The organism is Streptomyces sp. NPDC045846 (assembly GCF_056431605.1).
The window spans coordinates 591606-610521 of the sequence record NZ_JBWKKJ010000001.1 but is presented as its reverse complement, the minus strand read 5'-3'; the positions used below and the strand labels follow the sequence as shown (position 1 = coordinate 610521).

At 72.5% G+C, this 18916-nt stretch carries 21 protein-coding genes; 7 read left to right on the top strand and 14 right to left on the bottom strand.

Going from position 1 to position 18916, the window contains the following annotated elements:
• Positions 1 to 50 precede the first annotated feature (50 nt).
• Entirely contained in the window at positions 51 to 470 is a 420-nt protein-coding gene (locus AC07F3_RS02675; protein WP_479109730.1) for a GNAT family N-acetyltransferase, read from the top strand.
• Between the two features lie 43 nt (positions 471 to 513).
• Positions 514 to 813, top strand: coding sequence for a YciI family protein (locus tag AC07F3_RS02670; protein WP_479109728.1), 300 nt, complete (start codon positions 514 to 516; stop codon positions 811 to 813).
• On the opposite strand, the gene AC07F3_RS02665 is transcribed toward AC07F3_RS02670, so the two are convergent.
• Positions 810 to 1883: a WD40/YVTN/BNR-like repeat-containing protein gene (locus AC07F3_RS02665; protein ID WP_479109726.1), complete on the bottom strand. Its 1074-nt coding sequence runs from the start codon at positions 1881 to 1883 to the stop codon at positions 810 to 812. The genes AC07F3_RS02670 and AC07F3_RS02665 overlap by 4 nt on opposite strands.
• A 44-nt stretch (positions 1884 to 1927) precedes the next feature.
• Positions 1928 to 2098: a hypothetical protein gene (locus AC07F3_RS02660; RefSeq protein WP_479109724.1), complete on the bottom strand. Its 171-nt coding sequence runs from the start codon at positions 2096 to 2098 to the stop codon at positions 1928 to 1930.
• 131 nt (positions 2099 to 2229) lie between these two features.
• Here AC07F3_RS02660 and ssgD point away from each other — a divergent pair, with 131 nt between their 5' ends.
• The 3 genes from ssgD to AC07F3_RS02645 all read left to right on the top strand — a co-directional run bounded on the left by ssgD (position 2230) and on the right by AC07F3_RS02645 (position 5852).
• Positions 2230 to 2646 (top strand): spore wall synthesis regulator SsgD, encoded by a 417-nt coding sequence (ssgD, locus tag AC07F3_RS02655; protein ID WP_479109722.1) that lies wholly within the window; start codon positions 2230 to 2232, stop codon positions 2644 to 2646.
• A 353-nt stretch (positions 2647 to 2999) separates the two neighbouring features.
• A complete protein-coding gene (locus tag AC07F3_RS02650; protein ID WP_479109720.1) occupies positions 3000 to 4640 on the top strand; it encodes an ABC-F family ATP-binding cassette domain-containing protein in 1641 nt (546 codons plus the stop codon).
• A 243-nt stretch (positions 4641 to 4883) separates the two neighbouring features.
• Positions 4884 to 5852 carry an acyl-ACP desaturase gene (locus AC07F3_RS02645; protein ID WP_479109718.1) on the top strand — a complete coding sequence of 323 codons (969 nt, stop codon included), beginning with the start codon at positions 4884 to 4886 and terminating at the stop codon, positions 5850 to 5852.
• Positions 5853 to 5987: 135 nt separating this feature from the next.
• Here AC07F3_RS02645 and AC07F3_RS02640 read toward each other — a convergent pair whose 3' ends face one another.
• Both AC07F3_RS02640 and AC07F3_RS02635 read right to left on the bottom strand, forming a co-directional pair.
• Positions 5988 to 6239, bottom strand: a complete 252-nt coding sequence (locus AC07F3_RS02640; RefSeq protein WP_114036460.1) for a WhiB family transcriptional regulator — start codon at positions 6237 to 6239, stop codon at positions 5988 to 5990.
• A gap of 103 nt (positions 6240 to 6342) precedes the next feature.
• Positions 6343 to 7134 (bottom strand): VOC family protein, encoded by a 792-nt coding sequence (locus AC07F3_RS02635; RefSeq protein WP_479109716.1) that lies wholly within the window; start codon positions 7132 to 7134, stop codon positions 6343 to 6345.
• A 265-nt stretch (positions 7135 to 7399) separates the two neighbouring features.
• On the opposite strand from AC07F3_RS02635, the gene AC07F3_RS02630 reads away from it, so the two are divergent.
• Complete coding sequence (locus tag AC07F3_RS02630) at positions 7400 to 8452, top strand: SIS domain-containing protein (RefSeq protein WP_479109715.1); 1053 nt, start codon at positions 7400 to 7402, stop codon at positions 8450 to 8452.
• A 12-nt stretch (positions 8453 to 8464) separates the two neighbouring features.
• Here the strand turns inward: AC07F3_RS02630 and ligD are convergent, their stop codons facing one another.
• Positions 8465 to 9481, bottom strand: a complete 1017-nt coding sequence (ligD, locus tag AC07F3_RS02625) for a non-homologous end-joining DNA ligase (protein ID WP_479109713.1) — start codon at positions 9479 to 9481, stop codon at positions 8465 to 8467.
• A 55-nt stretch (positions 9482 to 9536) separates the two neighbouring features.
• Between ligD and AC07F3_RS02620 the strand changes: the two genes are divergently transcribed.
• Complete coding sequence (locus tag AC07F3_RS02620) at positions 9537 to 10613, top strand: ATP-dependent DNA ligase (protein WP_479109711.1); 1077 nt, start codon at positions 9537 to 9539, stop codon at positions 10611 to 10613.
• Here the strand turns inward: AC07F3_RS02620 and AC07F3_RS02615 are convergent.
• Genes AC07F3_RS02615 through AC07F3_RS02575 form a run of 9 tightly spaced genes read right to left on the bottom strand, consistent with a single transcriptional unit; the run spans position 10599 to position 18916 of the window.
• Complete coding sequence (locus AC07F3_RS02615) at positions 10599 to 11816, bottom strand: lytic transglycosylase domain-containing protein (RefSeq protein WP_479109709.1); 1218 nt, start codon at positions 11814 to 11816, stop codon at positions 10599 to 10601. The two genes, AC07F3_RS02620 and AC07F3_RS02615, sit on opposite strands and share 15 nt — an antisense overlap.
• Positions 11813 to 12559: a hypothetical protein gene (locus tag AC07F3_RS02610; protein ID WP_479109707.1), complete on the bottom strand. Its 747-nt coding sequence runs from the start codon at positions 12557 to 12559 to the stop codon at positions 11813 to 11815. The genes AC07F3_RS02615 and AC07F3_RS02610 overlap by 4 nt, the downstream gene beginning before the upstream one ends.
• A gap of 30 nt (positions 12560 to 12589) precedes the next feature.
• Positions 12590 to 13117, bottom strand: a complete 528-nt coding sequence (locus tag AC07F3_RS02605) for a nuclear transport factor 2 family protein (RefSeq protein WP_479109705.1) — start codon at positions 13115 to 13117, stop codon at positions 12590 to 12592.
• Between the two features lie 46 nt (positions 13118 to 13163).
• Positions 13164 to 13823 (bottom strand): hypothetical protein, encoded by a 660-nt coding sequence (locus tag AC07F3_RS02600; RefSeq protein ID WP_479109703.1) that lies wholly within the window; start codon positions 13821 to 13823, stop codon positions 13164 to 13166.
• A gap of 24 nt (positions 13824 to 13847) precedes the next feature.
• Positions 13848 to 14354 carry a hypothetical protein gene (locus AC07F3_RS02595; protein ID WP_479109701.1) on the bottom strand — a complete coding sequence of 169 codons (507 nt, stop codon included), beginning with the start codon at positions 14352 to 14354 and terminating at the stop codon, positions 13848 to 13850.
• Positions 14351 to 15631 carry an MCE family protein gene (locus AC07F3_RS02590; RefSeq protein WP_479109700.1) on the bottom strand — a complete coding sequence of 427 codons (1281 nt, stop codon included), beginning with the start codon at positions 15629 to 15631 and terminating at the stop codon, positions 14351 to 14353. The genes AC07F3_RS02595 and AC07F3_RS02590 overlap by 4 nt, the downstream gene beginning before the upstream one ends.
• Positions 15631 to 16761 carry an MCE family protein gene (locus tag AC07F3_RS02585; protein ID WP_479109698.1) on the bottom strand — a complete coding sequence of 377 codons (1131 nt, stop codon included), beginning with the start codon at positions 16759 to 16761 and terminating at the stop codon, positions 15631 to 15633. Before AC07F3_RS02585 ends, AC07F3_RS02590 begins: the two co-directional genes overlap by 1 nt.
• Positions 16758 to 17915 (bottom strand): MCE family protein, encoded by a 1158-nt coding sequence (locus tag AC07F3_RS02580; protein ID WP_479109696.1) that lies wholly within the window; start codon positions 17913 to 17915, stop codon positions 16758 to 16760. The genes AC07F3_RS02585 and AC07F3_RS02580 overlap by 4 nt, the downstream gene beginning before the upstream one ends.
• Positions 17912 to 18916: an MCE family protein gene (locus AC07F3_RS02575; RefSeq protein ID WP_479109694.1), complete on the bottom strand. Its 1005-nt coding sequence runs from the start codon at positions 18914 to 18916 to the stop codon at positions 17912 to 17914. The genes AC07F3_RS02580 and AC07F3_RS02575 overlap by 4 nt, the downstream gene beginning before the upstream one ends.

The following is an 18916-nucleotide window of genomic DNA, read 5'->3' as shown; positions in this document are numbered from 1 at the left end:
CCGCTCCCGGCGCATTGCCACGGCTCCGCACCCCTCGTAGCATGTAAGGCATGAATGACGCTATCGACTCTTACGAACTCCGTGCGGGCGTGCCCTCCCCCGAGACCTTCCGGCACCTGCGCACCGTCGCGGGCCTGTCCGACCGCTCGGCCGAGGCGGTCGCCCTCGCGCTGCCCAACACCTGGTACGGCGTGGTCGTCCACCAGGGCCGGGAGCCCGTCGGGATGGGGCGGGTCATCGGCGACGGCGGCACCGCGTTCCAGATCACCGACATCTGCGTCCACCCCGCCCACCAGGGCCGGGGCCTCGGCAAGCGGATCATGGCGGCACTCACCACGGAGCTGGAGCGCCGGGCCCCGGCCACCGCGTACGTGTCACTGATCGCCGACGGCGAAGCACGCAGGCTCTACGGGCAGTTCGGGTTCACCGAGACCGCGCCCGCCTCGGTGGGCATGGCCCGCACCATCTGAGGCCCCACCACCGCCCCGGGTCCCCGTGAGTAGCCTGGAGATCATGTTCATACTTGAGTTGACCTACACCGTTCCGCTCGACCGCGTCGACGCCCTGCTCCCCGACCACGTCTCCTGGCTCAACGCCCAGTACGCGGCGGGCGTCTTCATCGCCTCCGGGCGCAAGCAGCCGCGCGACGGCGGGGTCATCCTGGCCGTCGGGGACGATCGCGCGGCCATCGAACAGGCCGTCGCGACCGACCCCTTCCTCGTCAACGGCCTCTGCACGTACCGGATCACCGAGTTCCTCGCCACCAAGGTGGCGCCCGAACTCGCCGCCTACCAGCAGACGTTGCCGCTCTAGTCGGCCAGGCGCGCCACCCGGCCCCGCTCCCCGGCCGCCCAGCAGCCGCCGTCGGGCGTGCAGTCGACCGTGTCGTACGAGCCGGTGTCCACGGTGCGCCAGGTGCGGCCGCCGTCGCGGGTCAGATCGGTTCCGGTCGGCCCGACGGCCAGCGCCGCCGAGCGCGGGTGCGCCAGCCAGGCCACGCCCGAGCGGTAGGCGGCGACCGGCGTGGCCGCCTGGTGCCAGGTGCGGCCGCCGTCGCGGGTGACCGCCGCGGCTTGCGGGGAGGCCTGGCCCGCCCGGTAGTCGCCGCCGACCGCGAGGCCGTGCGTACGGTCGCGGAAGGCGAGGCCGAACACCCCGCGGGCCGGGTCGCCTGCCGCGATGGTCGACTCGGCGGCCGTCCAGGTGAGCCCGCGGTCCGCGGAGTGCAGCACGCGGCCGGTGGCGCCGCCGCCGGTGGCGAGCCAGGCGTCGCGGGGGCCGGAGCTCACCAGGCACTGGCCGCTGGCGGCGAAGCCCGCCTCGCCGGGCTGGGCGGCGGGCATGCCCGCGTTCGGCAGCACCTTCCAGGACCGGCCGCCGTCGGCGGTGGACAGGATGCGGTACTTGCCGTCGACCGGGTCGCTCACCGCGAGCCCGTGCCGGGGGTCGAAGAAGGTGAGGCAGTCGTAGAACGCCTTCGGGTCGGTGTTGCGGAACGACTCGCTCCAGGTGGCCCCGCCGTCCTCGGTGCGGTAGACGCGGGAGGCCTCGCCCTGGCCGATGGCCAGCACGACCGCGCGCCGCCCGTCGAAGGCCTCCACGTCCCGGAACTCCAGACCGGCCGCGCCGGCCGGCGAGACGTTCTTCCAGCTGCGTCCGCCGTCGGAGGTCCGCAGGACCGTTCCCTTCGTGCCCGCCACCCAGGCGGTCGACCGGCTGACCGCGGCGAGCCCGCGAAAGCGCGCGTCGGTGCCCGTGTCCTTCAGCTCCCACGTCAGGTGATCGCGCCCGTGCGCCTGGGCCGGAACGGCCGGCGCGGCCGCCAGCGCCAGCGCGCCCAGCCCCACCGACAGCATGCGTCTCGTCTTCCCCATGGACCTCATGGCGTCGGAAGCTAACCCCCGCCCGCCCCACGCGTCCAGAGTGCCTACGCCGCCCGCCCCGGCAGGCCGGTCGGCGAGACGTACGCGAGCGGCGTCGGCCTACGCCCGATGCCGCTCGCCGACCCGTCGAAGGAACCGAAGAAGATGAGGCGCTCCGGGGCGGGGGTGACCCGTGTGGCCGGGGTGAGAGCGGGAATCCGTCCTATTGCGAGCATTCCGGGTCACGCACGGGGCCCAGCCGGTCGGCAGTGACACAGGTCACGTGAACCTCGGGTGCACGGAACACTGAATTTCGACGTCTCTCCGGGCGGCAGGAGAGAACCCCCGAGGCTGAGGGAGCAGGGCTTTGTCCACCGTCATCGAGCAGCCCGTCCAGGTGCGCCTGATCGCGTCCGCACCCCGCATGGAGACCGTGCCCGCGACCCTGCGCTACGACTCCCGGGACCCCTTCGCCGTGCACATGGCGTTCCCCGCTCCAGCCACCCTCGAAGGCACCGAGGTCTCCTGGGAGTTCGCCCGCGAACTGCTCGACGTGGGCATCGAGGCGCCCGCCGGGGTCGGCGACGTCCGGGTGCGGCCCTACGGCTACGACCGCACGGTCCTCGAGTTCCACGCCCGCGAGGGCGTCGCCATGGTCCACATCCGCACCTCCGAAGTGCGCCGCTTCCTCAAGCGCGCCCAGCTCCTGGTGCCCGCGGGCCGCGAGCACCAGTACCTCGACCTGGACGGAGACCTCGCGGCGCTGCTGCGCGACGCCTGCTGAACCCTCACCTCAAGGAGGCGACGCCTCCCCCGCACCGCCTCCGCTCCTGCCCGGTCGCGGCGGTGCGCCGCCGTCACGCGCCGCCGGTCCCGCCCTCACCCGTTAAATCGTTTGCGGGGCCGCGCGGCCGCGGCGTAGCTTCGTTGTCGGCCCTGTTGTCGTCGAACGGAGTAGGACGTTGCTCGTCTGAGGCCCCTGAGACACCGTCTCGCGCACTCCCTTCCGTGTCGCGCGTCCCGGTGTGACCTCTGCCTCCGAGCCATGTCCTCCACGACCAGGGCCTTTTTCCTGCCCTGAGCGGTGTCTCAGAACCCCCGTTGCCCTCGCCCCTTCCCCGCAACCGGGAGACCCGTATGTCCATGTCACCTCCTCAGATCAGCTCCGCCGCGCTGTCCTTCGCGTGGCCCGACGGCACCGTCGTCTTCGAGGACCTCCAGCTCGCCGTCGGCCCCGGCCGCACCGGCCTCGTCGGTCTCAACGGGTCCGGGAAATCAACCCTGTTGAAGCTGATGGCCGGCGCTCTCACCCCCACCGACGGGCACGTCATGGTCGCGGGCGAGATCGGGTACCTGCCGCAGAACGTGGTCCTGGACACCACCCTGCGAGTGGACCAGGCCCTCGGCATCGACGCCGTCCGCGCCGCACTGCACGCCATCGAGAGCGGCGACGCGGACGAGCGGCACTTCGAGACGGTCGGCGACGACTGGGACGTCGAGGAGCGGGCCCGCGCCGCCCTCGACCAGCTCGGCCTGGACGGCATCGGCCTCGACCGCACCATCGGCGAGGTCTCCGGCGGCGAGTCGGTGCTCCTGCGGCTGGCCGCCCTGCTCCTGAGGCGCCCGGACGTCCTGCTGCTCGACGAGCCCACCAACAACCTGGACCTGCCCGCACGGCAGCGCCTCTACGCGACGGTCGACGCCTGGAGCGGAGTGCTCCTGGTGGTCAGCCACGACCGGGAGCTCCTCGACCGGGTGGACCGCATCGCCGACCTGCGCGAGGGCCAACTCGCCTGGTACGGCGGCAACTTCACGGTGTACGAGGAGACGCTGCGGGCCGAGCAGGAGGCGGCCGAGCGGATGGTGCGGGTCGCCGAGGCCGACGTACAGCGCCAGAAGCGCGAACTGTCGGACGCCCACGTCAAGTTGGCGCGGCGCCAGCGCTACGGGCAGAAGAGCTACGACAACAAGGTGGTGCCCAGGATCGTCGCCAACAACCGCAGGCGCGAGGCGCAGGTGTCGGCGGGCAAGCACCGCATCCTGCAGACCGAGCGCCTCGACCAGGCCCGCGAGCGCCTCGACCTGGCGGTGGAGGCGGTGCGCGACGACGAGGAGATCCGCATCGAACTCCCCCGCACCAAGGTGCACCCGGGATGCGCCGTGCTCACCCTGCGTGCGCTCCAACTCCCTTACGGGACAGGGGCGCGGAGCGAGCTCGATGTGCACGGCCCCGAGCGGATCGCGCTCGTCGGGCGCAACGGGGCGGGCAAGACGACCCTGCTCAGGACGCTCGCCGGGCAGCTGGAGCCGGTGGCGGGTGAGGCGGTGGCCCACGTGCCCCTGCGGTTCCTGCCGCAGCGCCTGGACGTGCTCGACGACGAGCTGAGCGTGGTGGAGAACGTGGCCCGGTACGCGCCGGGGGCGACGGACAACGCCATCCGGGCGCGTCTGGCGCGCTTCCTGTTCAAGGGAGCCCGGGCGGGCAGGCCCGCGGGCACGCTCTCGGGCGGCGAGCGGTTCCGTGCCGCGCTGGCCGCGCTGCTGCTCGCGGAGCCCGCGCCGCGGCTCCTGATGCTGGACGAGCCGACGAACAACCTCGACCTGGCGAGCGTGCGCGCCCTCAAGGCCGCGCTGGACGCCTACGAGGGCGCGCTGATCGTGGCGAGCCACGACGTGCCGTTCCTGGACTCGATCGGGGTCACGCGCTGGCTGCTGCTGGACGGCGCGCTCACGGACACCACGGCGGAGGAGGTCCAAAGTGGTCTGACGGCGCGGTGACCCTCGTCCCAGGGCCCGGTCCGGTCGGATACGACCGGGCCGGGCCCTTGCCGTGCGGCCCCGCTGGAGGTGACTTGCCTCTCGTTGGACGCCCGGGACCTGCGCATATAGCAGAACGTAACCGGACGAAGGGGAAGGAGGACTTGGCTTGGACTTACGGCCGCCTTAACCTACGGTCTCGTAACCTACGTTTGCGTAGGTAAGCCTGCCGTCCCCCCTTTTCCGTCCCCCTGGAGCACCCCCGTGACGATCACTTCTCCCCACCTCGGCAGCTCGGACGCGTGGACCGACGCCCGGCTGCTGTTCGCGCTGGAAGAGGTAGTCGAAAACGAGCTCAACCGGCACCTCAAGGTCGCCAAGGACTGGATGCCGCACGACTACGTGCCGTGGTCGGACGCGCGCAACTTCCCCGGCTTCTTCGAGGACGGTGAGGCCTGGGACCCGCAGCAGTCCAAGGTCACCGACCTCGGGAAGATCGCCCTGGTGGTCAATCTGCTCACCGAGGACAACCTGCCCAGCTACCACCACGAGATCGCCTCGCTGTTCGGCCGCGACGGCGCCTGGGGCACCTGGGTGCACCGCTGGACCGCCGAGGAGGGCCGGCACGGCATCGTGATGCGCGACTACCTGCTCGCCTCCCGCGCGGTGGACCCGGACAAGCTGGAGCAGTTCCGGATGGCGCACATGAGCGAGGGCTTCGAGTCGGACAACCGGCACTCGATGCTGCACTCGGTCGCCTACGTCGCCTTCCAGGAACTGGCGACGCGCGTCTCGCACCGCAACACGGGCCACCAGTCGGGCGACCCGGTCTGCGACCGGATGCTGGCACGGATCGCGACCGACGAGAACCTGCACATGGTCTTCTACCGCAACCTGCTCGGCGCGGCCTTCGAGATCGCCCCCGACCTCACCATGCAGTCCGTGCGCGACGTCGTCGTGAACTTCCGGATGCCCGGTCACGGCATGCCGGGCTTCGAGCGGGCGGCCGCCCAGATGGCGATCGGCGAGATCTACAACATGCGGATCCACCACGACGACGTGCTCCAGCCGGTGCTGCGCTACCTCAAGGTGCTGGAGATCGACGGGCTCGGCCCCGAGGGCCTCAAGGCGCAGGAGGAGCTCGGCCTGTACATGGGCGGCCTCGACGCCGAGGCGTCCAAGTTCGACGAGAAGCTCGCCGCGCGCAAGGCGCGGATGGCCGCCCGCGCCTGAGCACGCCGCCCCGCGGTTCCCACGCGTCGCGCCCCTCCGGCCCGGCCGAAGGGAACCGCCCGGCCGGTGGGCGCGAGGGCTCCTCGGGCCGGGCCGGGCCGCGCCGCGCGCGGGCCCGGCCGGGGCCCCGCCCCGTCAGTGCTGCCGGGTGCGCTGCAGGGTCAGCCGCTCCTTCTCGGAGAGCCCGCCCCACACACCGAACCGCTCGTCGTTGGCGAGGGCGTACTCGAGGCACGCCGTGCGCTGCTCGCAGGCCCCGCACAGCTGCTTGGCCTCCCGGGTCGAGCTGCCGGGTGCGGGGAAGAAGAACTCGGGCCCCGCCTGGGCGCACAACGCGGTCTCCTGCCAAGCGAGTTCCGGACCGATGGTGATGGTGTCGTTCAGCATGCTCCCCACGCTGCCGGGCGCTGATCAACGTCCGGTCAACGAATGTTGAACGCCGCGATTGATCGCCGCCCGCGGCCGCCGGTTGCGGCGGGCCTGGGCCCGTCTAGGACGTCGGCGCCGCGCTCGTGATGACGGCGATCCGCGCCCCGTGCGGGTCGGCGATCTTGGCCAGGCGGCCCACTCCCTCGACGTCCATGGGGGCCATCCGGACCGTGCCGCCCAGCGCCCGTGTCTTCGCGGCGGCCGCGTCGGCGTCGGGGACCTCGATGTACGGCATCCAGTACGCGCCCGCCTCGGCCTCCAGCGGATCCATGTCCAGCGGCACGACGCCGCCGAACATCGAGTCCGGGCCCGCGGTCGCCGGGTTGACCGTCGTGTACGTGCCGCCGGGGAAGGCCACGTCGGTGGTCTCCCAGCCGAACACCGCGTGGTAGAAGGCGGTGGCCGCCCCCACGTCGGGGGTGGACAGCTCGACCCAGGCCAGGGTGTTCGGCTCGTTGGCGGCTTCCATGCCGCCCATCCGGTGCGGCTGCCAGGCGGCGAAGCCGACGCCCGCCGGGTCCTGGAAGTAGGCGCTGCGGCCCAGCTCCATCACGTCCATGGGCTGGGAGACAACGGTGCCGCCGTCCCGCTCGACGGCCTTGGCCGTCTCGTCGGCGTCCGGCGTCTGGAAGTAGACGTTCCACGCGGGGTCGCCCTGCTCGGCCGTGACGGTCATGCCGCCCGCGATGGTCTTTCCGGCGGCCTGGAACGTGCCGTACCCGCCGACCTCCGGGCCGCCCGGCCGGAAGGTCCAGCCGAAGACTCCGGTGTAGAAGGCGGCCGCGGCGTCGAGATCCGGTGTGCCGAGGTCGAACCAGCTGGGAGAGCCGGTGACGTAACGGGTGGTGAGCATGGTGAGCTCCTTCGTGTGTCCCGTCGTCCTGCCATCTTGAGTCTCGCACCGGGCACTGACAATTCGGGGCACGGCGACGCCGGCCGAGGCCACCGGCATATCCATCGACGCACCTGCGGACACTTCCGTGCGCTCCCCTGACGCCATTCCCTCACGCGCCGCCCTGGGGGACGATCCGGCCTTCAAGACCTGACGCTCCGCCCGTACCGCGTCATGTGACGCCCCCGCCGTCCGCATCCGGCGGGGCTGACGAAAGGATCCCTCCATGTCCGGATCGCGTATCACCTTCCTCGACGGCCAAAGTGGCCAGCCGCAGGCGCTGGAGCGCGTGATCGAGCATGTGCGGAAGCAGCTCGAGGGCCCGGCCCTCGACCGGCTGCGCGCGGCCAGGCGTCCGCTGCTGGCCGGGATCGGCGCGTCCTACGCGGCGCTGGCCGTCCCGGTCGAGGTGCTCCGCGGCCATGGCGTACCGGCCCAGCGGGTGCTCGCCAGCGAGATCGAGAGCGGGCTGCGAGGTTTCGACACCGATCTGCTGATCGGGGTGTCGCAGGGCGGCCGGAGCTCGGAGACGGTCGCGGCGTTCAGGGCGGCGCGGGACGTGCCCACCCTCGCCGTCCTCAATGTCACCTCCTCGCCGCTCGGCGCCCTGGCCGACGTGACCGTGGACCTGGGCAACGAGCCCGATTCGTACGCCTCGACCATCGGCTTCACCGCCGCGGTCGCGGCTCTGGACCTGGTCGCCGGGGCGGTGGCGGGCCGCCTGGAGGATCCCTGGGACGGCGTCGCCGCGCACGCGGAGGCCGTGCGGGCCCGCGCGGCCGACGTGATCGGCGCGCTGCGCCTGCGCGCGGCCCGGTGCGTGGCCGCCGACTGCGTGGCCTCCGGCGCCTCCCGGGTGAGCGCCGAGGAGGCGGCGCTGCTGCTGCGCGAGGTGCCCCGCATGCCGGCCGCGGCCTCGGTCACCCGCAACTACCTGCACGGCGAGATGGAGTCGGCGGGCAACACGCTGCATCTCGTCTTCGGCGACGGCCGCGAGGTCGAACTGGCCCGGTCGCTGTCCTCGGCGGGGCATCTGACCCTGCTGATCACCACCCAGGACGTCGCTCCCGCCGACCACCTCGGTGTCGTACGCCTTCCCGGGAGCGCTCCCAGTGCGCGGGTCGTCCTGGAGACGGTCGTGGTGCAGGAGCTGGTTGCCGCGCTCAGCGACGAACGGGGCGTGCCCATCGAGTCGTTCGTGTTCGCCAACGACGACACCAAGGAGGGCGGCGTCGACGCCGCGGACTTCGAGCTCGCCTCGCCGGTCGGAGCCGTCTGAGCGCGGGCGGGGCTACTTCTTGTCGGCGGCGCGGCTCGGCTGGACCCGCTTGGGCTCCCCCGGCATCTTGGGGTAGTCCGGCGGGTAGGGCATGTCGCCCAGCCGGTGGTCGTGTTCGTCGCGCTCGGCGAGTTCGAGCAGCGGTTCCAGGCCGAAGGCGTGCTCGTCCATGTCCGCGTGCAGGTCGCCGAGTTCGGCGTAGCGCGCGGGCATGGTCCGCAGGTCGAAGTCCTCGGGGCGTACGTCGTCGAGCTCGTCCCAGCGCAGTGGCGCCGAGACCGGCGCGTGCGGCTTGGGGCGCACCGAGTAGGCAGAGGCGATGGTGCGGTCGCGGGCCGTCTGGTTGTAGTCCACGAAGATCCGCTCGCCGCGCTCCTCCTTCCACCAGGCGGTGGTCACCTTCCCCGCCATGCGCCGCTCCAGCTCGCGGCCGAGCGCGATGGCGCAGCGGCGCACCTCGGTGAAGGTCCAGCGGGGCTCGATGGGCACGAAGACGTGGATGCCCCGGCCGCCCGACGTCTTGGGCCAGCCGGTGATCCCCAACTCGCCGAGGAGCGCCCGGAGTTCATAAGCGACCGGCACCGCGTCGTCGAAGCCGGTGCCGGGCTGGGGGTCCAGGTCGATGCGGAGTTCGTCGGGGTGGTCGGTGGCCTCGCGCCGCACCGGCCAGGGGTGGAAGGTGAGGCAGCCCAACTGTGCGGCCCACAGGACGGCGGCGGGCTCGGTGGGGCAGATCTCGTCGGCGTGACGGCCGCTGGGGAAGGCGATGCGGGCGGTGGGGATCCAGTCGGGGAGGTTCTTCGGGGCCCGCTTCTGGAAGAACGACTCGCCGGTGACGCCGTCGGGGTAGCGCTCCAGGGTGGTGGGGCGGTCGCGCAGGGCGCGGGTGATCCCGTCGGCGACGGCGAGGTAGTACCGCGCCACGTCCAGCTTGGTGTAGCCGGGCTCCGGAAAGTACACCTTGTCCGGGTTGGAGAGCCGGACGGTCCGCCCGCCGGCCTCCAGCTCGATCGCCTCGCCCTTGCCCATGCAGGCCACGGTAGGCGGAGGGCACCAATGCCGCATATCGGTGAGAATCAGTTGTATGGATCTCCCGGTGATGCCTCCCGTGAAGCCGATGCTCGCCAAGTCCGTGGCGAGGATTCCGCCCGGGATGCAGTACGAGGCGAAGTGGGACGGGTTCCGGGCGATCGTGCACCGCGACGGCGGCGACCTCGTCATCGGCAGCCGCAACGGCAAGCCCCTGACCCGCTACTTCCCCGAGCTGGCCGCGGCGCTCACGGAGCGGCTGCCCGGGCGGTGCGTCGTGGACGGCGAGATCGTCATCGCGCACGAGGGCCGCCTCGACTTCGACCGGCTCAGCGAACGCATCCATCCGGCCGCGTCCCGGGTGAAGCTGCTCGCCGAACAGACCCCGGCGAGCTTCATCGCCTTCGACCTGCTGGCCCTCGATGACACCTCCCTGCTGGACACCCCGCTGGCCGAACGGCGCTCCCTCCTGGCCGAGGCCCTGAGAGCGGTTTCACCGCCCGTGCACCTGGCGCCCGCCACCACCGACATCGAGGTGGCCCGCCGATGGTTCGAGCAGTACGAGGGCGCCGGGCTCGACGGGGTCGTCGCCAAACCCCTCGACCTCCCCTACCGGCCGGACGCCCGCCTCATGTACAAGATCAAACACGAGCGCACGGCGGACGTGGTGGTGGCCGGGTACCGCCTGCACAAGAGCGGCCCGGTGGTCGGCTCGCTCCTGCTCGGCCTGTACGACGCCGAGGGAGCGCTCCAGCACGTCGGGGTGTGCGCGGCGTTCCCGATGAAGCGCCGGGCGGAACTGGTCGACGAGCTCGCGCCGCTGCTCCTGAGCGACCCGGTCGCCAAGGGCCACCCGTGGGCCGCCTGGGCCGAGGAGGCCGCGCACGAGAGCGCCCGGCTGCCGGGCGCGACCAGCCGCTGGACCGGCAAGAAGGACCTGTCGTGGCTGGCGGTGCGGCCGGAGCGGGTGGTGGAGGTGGCGTACGACCACATGGAGGGCGACCGGTTCCGGCACACCGCGCAGTTCCGCCGCTGGCGCCCGGACCGCACCCCCGCCGGCTGCACCTACGCGCAGCTGGAGGAGCCGGTGCGCTACGACCTGGCGGAGGTGCTGTCGTCAGGAGGTGGCTGAGGGCGACGGCGAGGGGCAGCCCGGCGCGGGCGGTGTGCCGGTGGGCGATGGGGTGGCCGCAGCGGGCGGCGACGGCGATCCGGTGGGGCAGCCCGGCACCCCGGGGCTGCCCGACGGCGAGGGCCCGGGGCTCGTGCTCCCCGTGGGCGAGGGGGACGGGCCCGCCCCGCCGGACGAGGACGGCGAGGGCGGGGACCCGGGCGGCGGCGCCGAGGGGCCCTGTCCGGGCGGGCCCGGCACCGAGGCGGAGGGCCGCGCGCTCGGCTGGGGACCGATGACGATGCCGCCGCCCTGCTCGCGCCCCTGGTCGGCGCCGATCTGCTGGGCGCTGCCCGCACCGGGACTGGTGGGCAGCACGCCCTTCCCGTCGGGCATGGCGTGGGCGCCGCGCCGGTAGAACTCCAGCCACGACAGGACCGTCCGCAGATAGTCGGCGGAGTGGTTGTAGCTCAGCACCGCGCGGTCCAGGTCGGCCGGGACCGCCAGGTCGCGGGAGTCCGCGCACAGATACATCCCGGCGGCGAGCGCCGCGTCGAACACGTTGTTGGGATCCTTCACCCCGTCACCATTGCCGTCCTGGGCCCACGTCGCCCAGGTGGACGGGATGAACTGCAGCGGCCCGACCGCGCGGTCGTAGCGGGTGTCCCCGTCCAGCGTGCCGTGGTCGGTGTCGGCGATGGCCGCGAAGCCCGCGCCGTTGAGCACCGGGCCGAGGATCGGCGTGAGGGTCGTGCCGTTCCGGTCGACCCGGCCCCCGCCCGCGTGCCCCGACTCCACCTTGCCCAGCGCGGCGAGGAGCTGCCAGGGAAGATGGCAGCGGGGCCGGGTGAGCCGCAGCTTCGCCTCGGCCCGCTGGTAGGCGGCGAGCACGGTGGCCGGGATGCCCTCCTGCGTCCACACCGGATCGATCGCCCCCACGACGGGTGGGGCGATCCGCGGCGCCGGGGAGACAAGCGGCGGGAGCTCGGGGTGGTACGAGCCGTCCGCCCCAGGCTCGTCGCGCGCCGCGCCCAGGGCTCCGGCCGCGGGCGCGTCCTGGTGCCAGGGCGCGGCGCGCAGGAGGCCGGGGGCCTGCGAGGCGGTGAGCGCGGCCATCGTGACGGCCGCGACCGCCGTGCCGGCGAGCCCGCGCCACAACCGCTTCCCGCCCGGCAGCGAGGGCCGCACCCGCCACGCCTTCGGGTGGCGCCGCCGCGCTCTCACGATCCCTGCCCGAAGGTGTCGATGCCGGAGATCCGCCAGGTGGAACCGCTCCCCCGCACCACGTCGACGGCGAACATCGCGGCGGCGTACGACGTCTCGGGCTTCTTGCCGGAGGTGCGCGTGCTGCTCTGGTCGGCGTAGACCAGGACCCGGGCGCGCGAGCCGTCGATCGTCTCCACACCGCTGTCCGTCACGGTGGTCGTCAGGACAAGCTTCTGGTCCTTGGCCTGGGACCGCACCGCCGCCAGCATGTCGCGCTGCTGCTGAACCGCCTTGCCGGTCAGGAGGGTTGACGCCGCCTTGTCGGCGGGGGCGGGGTCAGCGTAGTTGTACGAGAACAGCGCGGCCACGGCCTTGGCGGTCTGCCCCTTGACCTCGCTGGTGCGGGCCGGGTCGGTGAGGGAGGCGTTGCGCACGGCCGGATCGGAGCGCAGGGCGTCGGCACGGGTGGCGGCGAGCGCGGCGAAGGCGCCCAGCAGGACGATGAGCACGCTGAGGACGACTGGTGCCCGGACCGAGCGACGCAGGACAGCGGCGGCTCCCCAGACAGACGACCCCACGGAACCCGCGAATCGTCGGCGCGCCGGACTCGCCGACGACGTCCCGGACTCCGAACTCTCCCTCGGCCTGGGGACGTTGACGGTTCTGCGGGCTCGCTCCGGCGCCGCCGCCGTGGCAGCGCGTACGGCGCCCGCGTGCGCCAGTCGGCGCCGGCGGTTGACCAGGTGGCGGGTCGTCGACATTGCGGACTCCTGTCCGGGTTCGGTGGGTGGTCAGTTGGCCGCGCTGTTGCCGACCGGCGCCTGGCCGAGAGCGCTGAGCTTCCAGCCGCCGGGGGTACGGGTCAGTTCGCCGAGCATCCGGCTGTCCTTGGCGGCGGGCTGCTGCTTCGGCGCGGTCACGGTGATCCGCAGTGCCACCATCACCCGGGCGCGGCCCGCCCGGTCGTCGAGTTCGGTGACCGCGCCGTCGAGCACCTTGGCGGTGGTCACCGTCTGCGCCTGCCGCACCTGCTTCTCGAACTCACCCCGCCCGTCGGCCAGTTGCTGGCGCAGGTCGCCGGTCGTGGAGTCCTGCCACAGGTCGAGGCCGTGGGCCAGGTCCTTGTGGTCGAGCGTGGAGAGGTTCTGCACGGCCTGCTCTCCGGCCGCGAGGACCCTGTCGCGCGCGGTGGCGTACGCGACGGAGTCGTCGTGCGCCGCGCCGTACCAGGACCAGCCCGTCCACGCCGCCACGCCGCCCGCCAGCAGGGTGAGCACCATCGCGGCGACGAGCAGGGGCTGGGTCGTCATGCGTGCCATGTTCTTCGTGATCCCTCTCGCGGGGCCCGGCGGCTGCGGGCGCGCCCTATCGGGCTCGGATGTCGGTGATCTGCCAGTGCCCGTCGGTGAGTTGGGCCGTGATGGAGAGCTGGGCGGCGGCGGTGGTGGCGGGCTTCGTGTCGCGCCGGGCCCGCTGGTCGAGGAACACGAGCAGCTCGGCCCGCTCGCCGGTGAGCCGGGTGACCCCGGCACGCACCACGTGGGTGGTGAGGCTGAGCTTCTGCGCGGCGACCTTTTGCCTCAACTCGCCGAAAAGCGCGGCGTATTGACCGGCGGCGCGCCCGCCGAGGAGTTCGCGTGCCGCGTCCTCGGTGGCACGCGTGTCCTGGGGCTCGTACGAGAACACCTTCCCGAGCGTGTTGCTGACGTCGCCGATGACGCGGGTGGTGGCGGCGGAGTCGCTGAGCGCGTGATTGCGCGCGGCCTGGGTGGTGGTCAACTGCCGTGCCTGATACAGCAGTCCGGCCCCGGCGAGCAGCAGAACCAGGACGCAGGCGAGGATGAGAGCGCGGCGCACGCGATGGCTGGGGGAAGCCGCTTCGGGCGGGTCGGGGCGCTGGTCCTCGGCGGACTCGCCGACAGCCCCCTCGGCGTCGGCCGAGGCCTCGGCATCCGTCCCGCCCCCAGGGGGCGCGTCATCGGCGGGCTCCGGCTCGGACGCCTGTTTCAGTTTGGTTGTGCTCACGCTGCTTCTCCCTTCGGTCCGAGGTCAGGGGGCGGTGACCGGGACCGCGCCGAGTGCCTTCAACTTCCATCCGGAATCGGTGCGTTCGAGAGCCGCCTCGAAGCGTTTGCGGTCGGTGGTGGTGGCGCCGCCCGCCGGGGTGAGCTGGACCTGCACCGTCGCGATGAGCTTGGCCGTACCGGAGCGGTCGTCGAGTTCGGTGACGGCGGCGTCCGTGACGCTGCCGCGCGCCGACGTCGTCGGTCTGCCCGCGCCCGTTCGGCGGAGCTCGTCGTGGAGGGGGCCGGTCGACGCGTCGAGCCAGCTGCGCAGGGCCGCGTCCGGGTGCGCCGCGTCCAGGGTGGAGAGCGCGGCGATCCGGCTGCGGCCCGCCTCCAGCGCGGCGTCGCGCGCGGCGCCGTACGCGCGTGCGGAGTCGTCGCGCGCCGCGAGGTACGTCCATCCCGCGAACGCGCAGAAGGCGACCGAGGCGGTGAGGGCCGCCGCCACGAGGGTGCGGCGGAGCCGGGGACCGCCGGAGAGCGCGATCACGGGCGTACGTCCTTTCCGGTGGCGGAGTTCAGGCCGAGCAGCCCGGCGAGGTCCGGCGGTCCGGCGCCGGGCAGCGCGGGCAGGGACAGGGCGCCCGGCAGCGCCGAGGGCGGGGCGGCGGACGGCGTGGGCGGCAGGGCGCCCGGCTGGGCCGGGGCGGGGAGGGGGCCGCCGGTCGGCGCGTGCGCCGAGCCGCGTACGTCCCGGCCACTGCTCGCGGGCGCGGCACATCGCGCCCTGGTGTTGAGGTTCGGCGTGTCGAGGGTGTCGAGGCCGTTGCGGTAGACCGTGCCCCCGTACCCGTCGGTGCACGGCAGCGGCGCGAAGAACGTGACCGCCATGCCGAGGTTGGCGCCCTTCGCGTCGATGGCGGTGGCCCCGGCGGCCGCCAACGGCGGTAGTTTCACCAGGAGTTCCTCGATGCCGCGCTGCCGGGTGACGGCGACGTCGGCCGTGGTGAGCAGGTTGGCGAGTACCACGCTGAGCTGCGGGTTCAGGTCCCGAAGCAGCCCGCTGAGCTGCCCCGCGGCATCCGGCGCGGCGGCGATCAGCCTGCGCAGATCGGCGTCCGAACCCTTCAGGGTGGCGGCCAGGCGCTGCGCCCCGGAGGCGAAGGTCTCGATGGCCTGGCCCTCCTCGGCCTGGGTGGTGAGCACGGTCTGTCCGTCGGCGAGCAGGGTGGTCGTGCTCGGCAGCGCCTTGTCGGCCGCCTTCACGAAGTCGGTGCCGTTGTCGAGGAGCACCTGGAGGTCCTTGCCGCGCCCCTCGAAGGCCTTGCCGAACTCGTCGACGACGGTGCGCAGCGAGTCCAGCGGCACCGACGCGGCAAGGTCGTTGACGCTGGTGAGCACGGTGGTGACGGGCGCAGGGGTGCGGGTGTCGCTCTGCCGGATCTCGCCGCCGTCGCCCAGGTAGGGCGCCCCGGCGGAGGTGGGCCGCAGGTCGATGTACTGCTCGCCGACGGCGGACAGATTGGCCACGACCGCTTGCAGGGCGGTGGGGATGGGCGGGGCCGAGTTGTCGATGTGGAGCTCGGCGACGACCCCGTCGTCGGTGAGCCCGATGGGTCCGACGCGGCCCACCGACACGCCCCGGTAGGTGACGTTGGAGTGGGTGAACAGCCCTCCGGTCTGGGCGAGATGGACCTTCACGGTGTAGTAGTCGCGGATGCCGACGTAGTGGCCGACGTCCCCGTACCGGAACCCGGTGTAGCCGAGGACGAGCACCCCGATCACGAGGAACGCGAGGTTCTTGAGTCTGGTCGCCGTCGTCAGCATCAGTGGGCCCCTCCGGTGCCGCCGACCGGGGGCAGTCCGAGCGGCGCCGGCCGCGCCGTGGGCACCTGCGCCGCCGGGGGTGCGGTGAGCGGCGGGATGACCTGGGTACCGGGGGCGGCCGTCACGTCGAGGTAGACGTTGAGGTAGTCGCCCTTGATGCCGCGGAGCACCTCGTCGGTGAACGGATAGGTGACCAGGACCTGGAGGGAGTCCGGCAGGTCCTTGCCGGAGTCGGCCAGCGCCTTGAGGGTCGGTGCGATCGCCCTCAGATCGGCCACCATGTCGTCCTTGCTCTTGTTGATCGTCGAGACGGCGACCGTGGAGAGCGTGTCCAGCGACTTCAGCATCGTCAGCAGTGAACCCCGTTGGTCCTCAAGGACTTTGAGGCCGGGGGAAAGTCCGGTGAGCACCGTGCCGACCTGTTGTTTGCGGGTGGCGAGGGTGGCCGAGAGCCGGTTGACCCCGTCGAGCGCGTCGGTGATGTCGCCGCGGTGGCCGTCCAGGTCGGTGACCAGGGTGTTGACGCGCTGGAGCATGGAGCGGACCTCCGGCTCGCGGCCGCCGACCGCCTTGTTGAGCTCGGTCGTGATCGTTTTGAGCTGATTGACGCCGCCGCCGTTGAGCAGCATGGAGAGCGCTCCCAGAACCTCTTCGACCTCGGGGTTGCGGTTGGTCCGCGCGAGCGGGATCGCGACGCCGGGCCCCAGGCGGCCCTGGGCCGCCTCCTTGCTCTCCTTGGCCGGCGCGGACAGCTGGACGAACTTCTCGCCCAGGAGGCTGGACTGTTCCAGCTGGGCGTACGCGTTGGCGGGCAGCTTCACATCTCCCCTGATCCGCAGGGTGACCCGGGCGGACCAGCCGTCGGGGGCGAGGGACACCTTGGTGACCCGACCGACGGCGACGTCGTTCACCTTCACCGCGGCCTGCGGGACCAGGCTCAGGACATCGGCGAAGTCGGCGGTGATGTCGTACGGGTGGCTGCCGAGGTCGGCGCCGCCGGGCAGGGGGAGCTGGTCGATCCCGGAGAAGGACGGCACCGAGCAGCCACCGAGGGTGAGGGCCAGGGCGGCGACGATCGCGACCCCGGCGCCCGCCGCGGCGCCGGTCCGCCGGGTGAGGCGCGCCCTCATCCGCGTCCCCCCTTCGGGGCAGCGGGATCCTGGGAGGGCCCGGTCGAACCCTTCGCGCCGTCGGCCGCCGTCCCGTACACGGTTCCGACGGGGGGCAGGGGCAGGGCGGGGAGCGCTCTCAGCCTGGCTTGCGGCACCGGTACGAGACCGGCGCTGCCCGCCACCGCGGGGTTGAGCGGGGGCACGATGTCGCCGCCCATGCTGATCTCGTTGACGTTGGCGCGGCCGTCGAGGGTGCGGTGCGCCGGGTCGTAGGCGTTGAGCGTGTTCCCGGCGGCCAGGGGCGCGGTGTCCAGGGCCTCGGCGAGGGAGGCCCGCTGGTCGACGAGGATCTGGGTGAGCGGGGCGAGCTTGTCGACCTCGGCCTTGAGGCTGCCGCGGTTGTCCTGGATGAAGGTCTTGACGTTGCCGAGCGCGGTGCCGAGTTCCTTCAGCGCGCCCGCGAGGTTGTCCTTGTTGTCGGCGAAGAACGAGGTCACGTCGGCGAGTCGGTTCTGCGCGTCGCGCACCGCGCCGTCCTTGTTCTTCAGCATGGTGGTGAAGGTCTGGAGGTAGGAGAGCGTGGCGAAGAGGTGTTCGCTGCTGCCGTCCAGGGTTTTGGCCGCCTTGCCGAACTGCTCGATGGAGTCGCCGATCGCGGCGCCGTTGCCGCCCAGGTTCTTGGCCCCGGTGTCAAGGAGTCCTGAGAGCGCTCCCGCCGAGTTCACTCCGCCGGGGCCCAGGGACTTGCTGAGCTCGGTGAGGGAGGCGTAGAGCTGGTCCACTTCCACCGGGGTGGCGTTGCGGGAGGCGGGCAGTTCGGCCCGGTCGGCGATCTCGGGGCCCCCGGTGTAGGCGGGGGCGAGCTGGACGTAGCGGTCCGCGACGACGCTGGGCGAGACGACGGCGGCCCGCGCGTCCTTGGGCACCCGTACGCCCCGGTCCAGCGTCACCACGACTTTGACTTGCTGCCCCTGGGGCGTCACCGAGTCGACCTCGCCGACCTTGACGCCGAGGATCCGCAGGTCCGAGCCGGGGTAGATGCCGACGGCGTGGTCGAAGTAGGCGGTGATGTGCTTGCCCCCGGTGCCGGCGAAGACGCGCAGCGCGCCGACGACCGTGGCGGCGATCACCGCGAGGGCCAGGACGATCGTGAGAGCGCGTCGCCGGCTCACGGGTAGCCTCCGTTCTTCGGCGGCATGCAGCCGGTCCGCGGCAGCGACTGGGCCGGCAGGTAGCTCCTGGGGACGAGTCCGCAGAGGTAGTTGTCGAACCAGCGGCCGCTTCCGAGGGTGTTGCCGATGAGCCGGTAGTAGGGCCCGGCCAGGGCCAGCGTCCGGTCGAGGCCCTGCTGGTTCTTGACCAGGACGTCGGTGACGCGCCCCAACGCGGTGAGAGTGGGCTTGAGTTGGGCCGAGTTGTCCTTCACGAGACCCGTGAGCTGGGTGCCGAGCCCGCGGGTTCCGGTGAGCAGGGCCTGGATGGCGTCGCGGCGCTGCTTGAGCTCGCCGAGCAGCAGTCCGCCGTCGTCGATGAGGGTCTCGAAACTGCTCTTCCTGTCGGCGAGCATCCTCGTCAACCGCTCGCTCCCCTTGAGGAGTTGGGCCAATTGGGAATCGCGCTCGGAGACCGTCTTCGACAGGGCGGAGAGACCGGACACCGCCGTGCGGACCTCGGGGGGCGAGTCCTTGAAGGTGTCGGAGATCGTCTCGAAGCTCTTGGCGAGCTGGGAGGTGTCGATCGCGCCGATCGTGTTGCTGAGCCCCTCGAAGGCCTGGGTGACGTCGTACGGCGAGGTCGTGCGGGCCAGCGGGATGCGACGGTCCGGGTCCTGCTCGCTCGTGCCGAGCGGGTCGATGGCCACGTACTTCTCGCCGAGCAGGGTCTTGATGGCGATGGCGGCGGTCGAGGCGTCTCCGATCCAGGCGTGCTTCACCTTGAAGGTGACCTTCACCTTGGCTCCGTCCAGCGAGACCCCGCTGACCTCGCCGACCTTGACCCCGGCGATCCTCACCTCGTCGCCGCCGCGCAGCCCGGCGGACTCCGAGAAGTCGGCGCTGTAGCTCGTGCCGCCGCCGATGAGCGGCAGGGAGTCGGCGTGGTAGGCGGCGATGCCGACCAGGGCCAGGACCAGCAGTCCCACCAGGCTGACGGCGACCGGGTTGCGCTCCTTCAT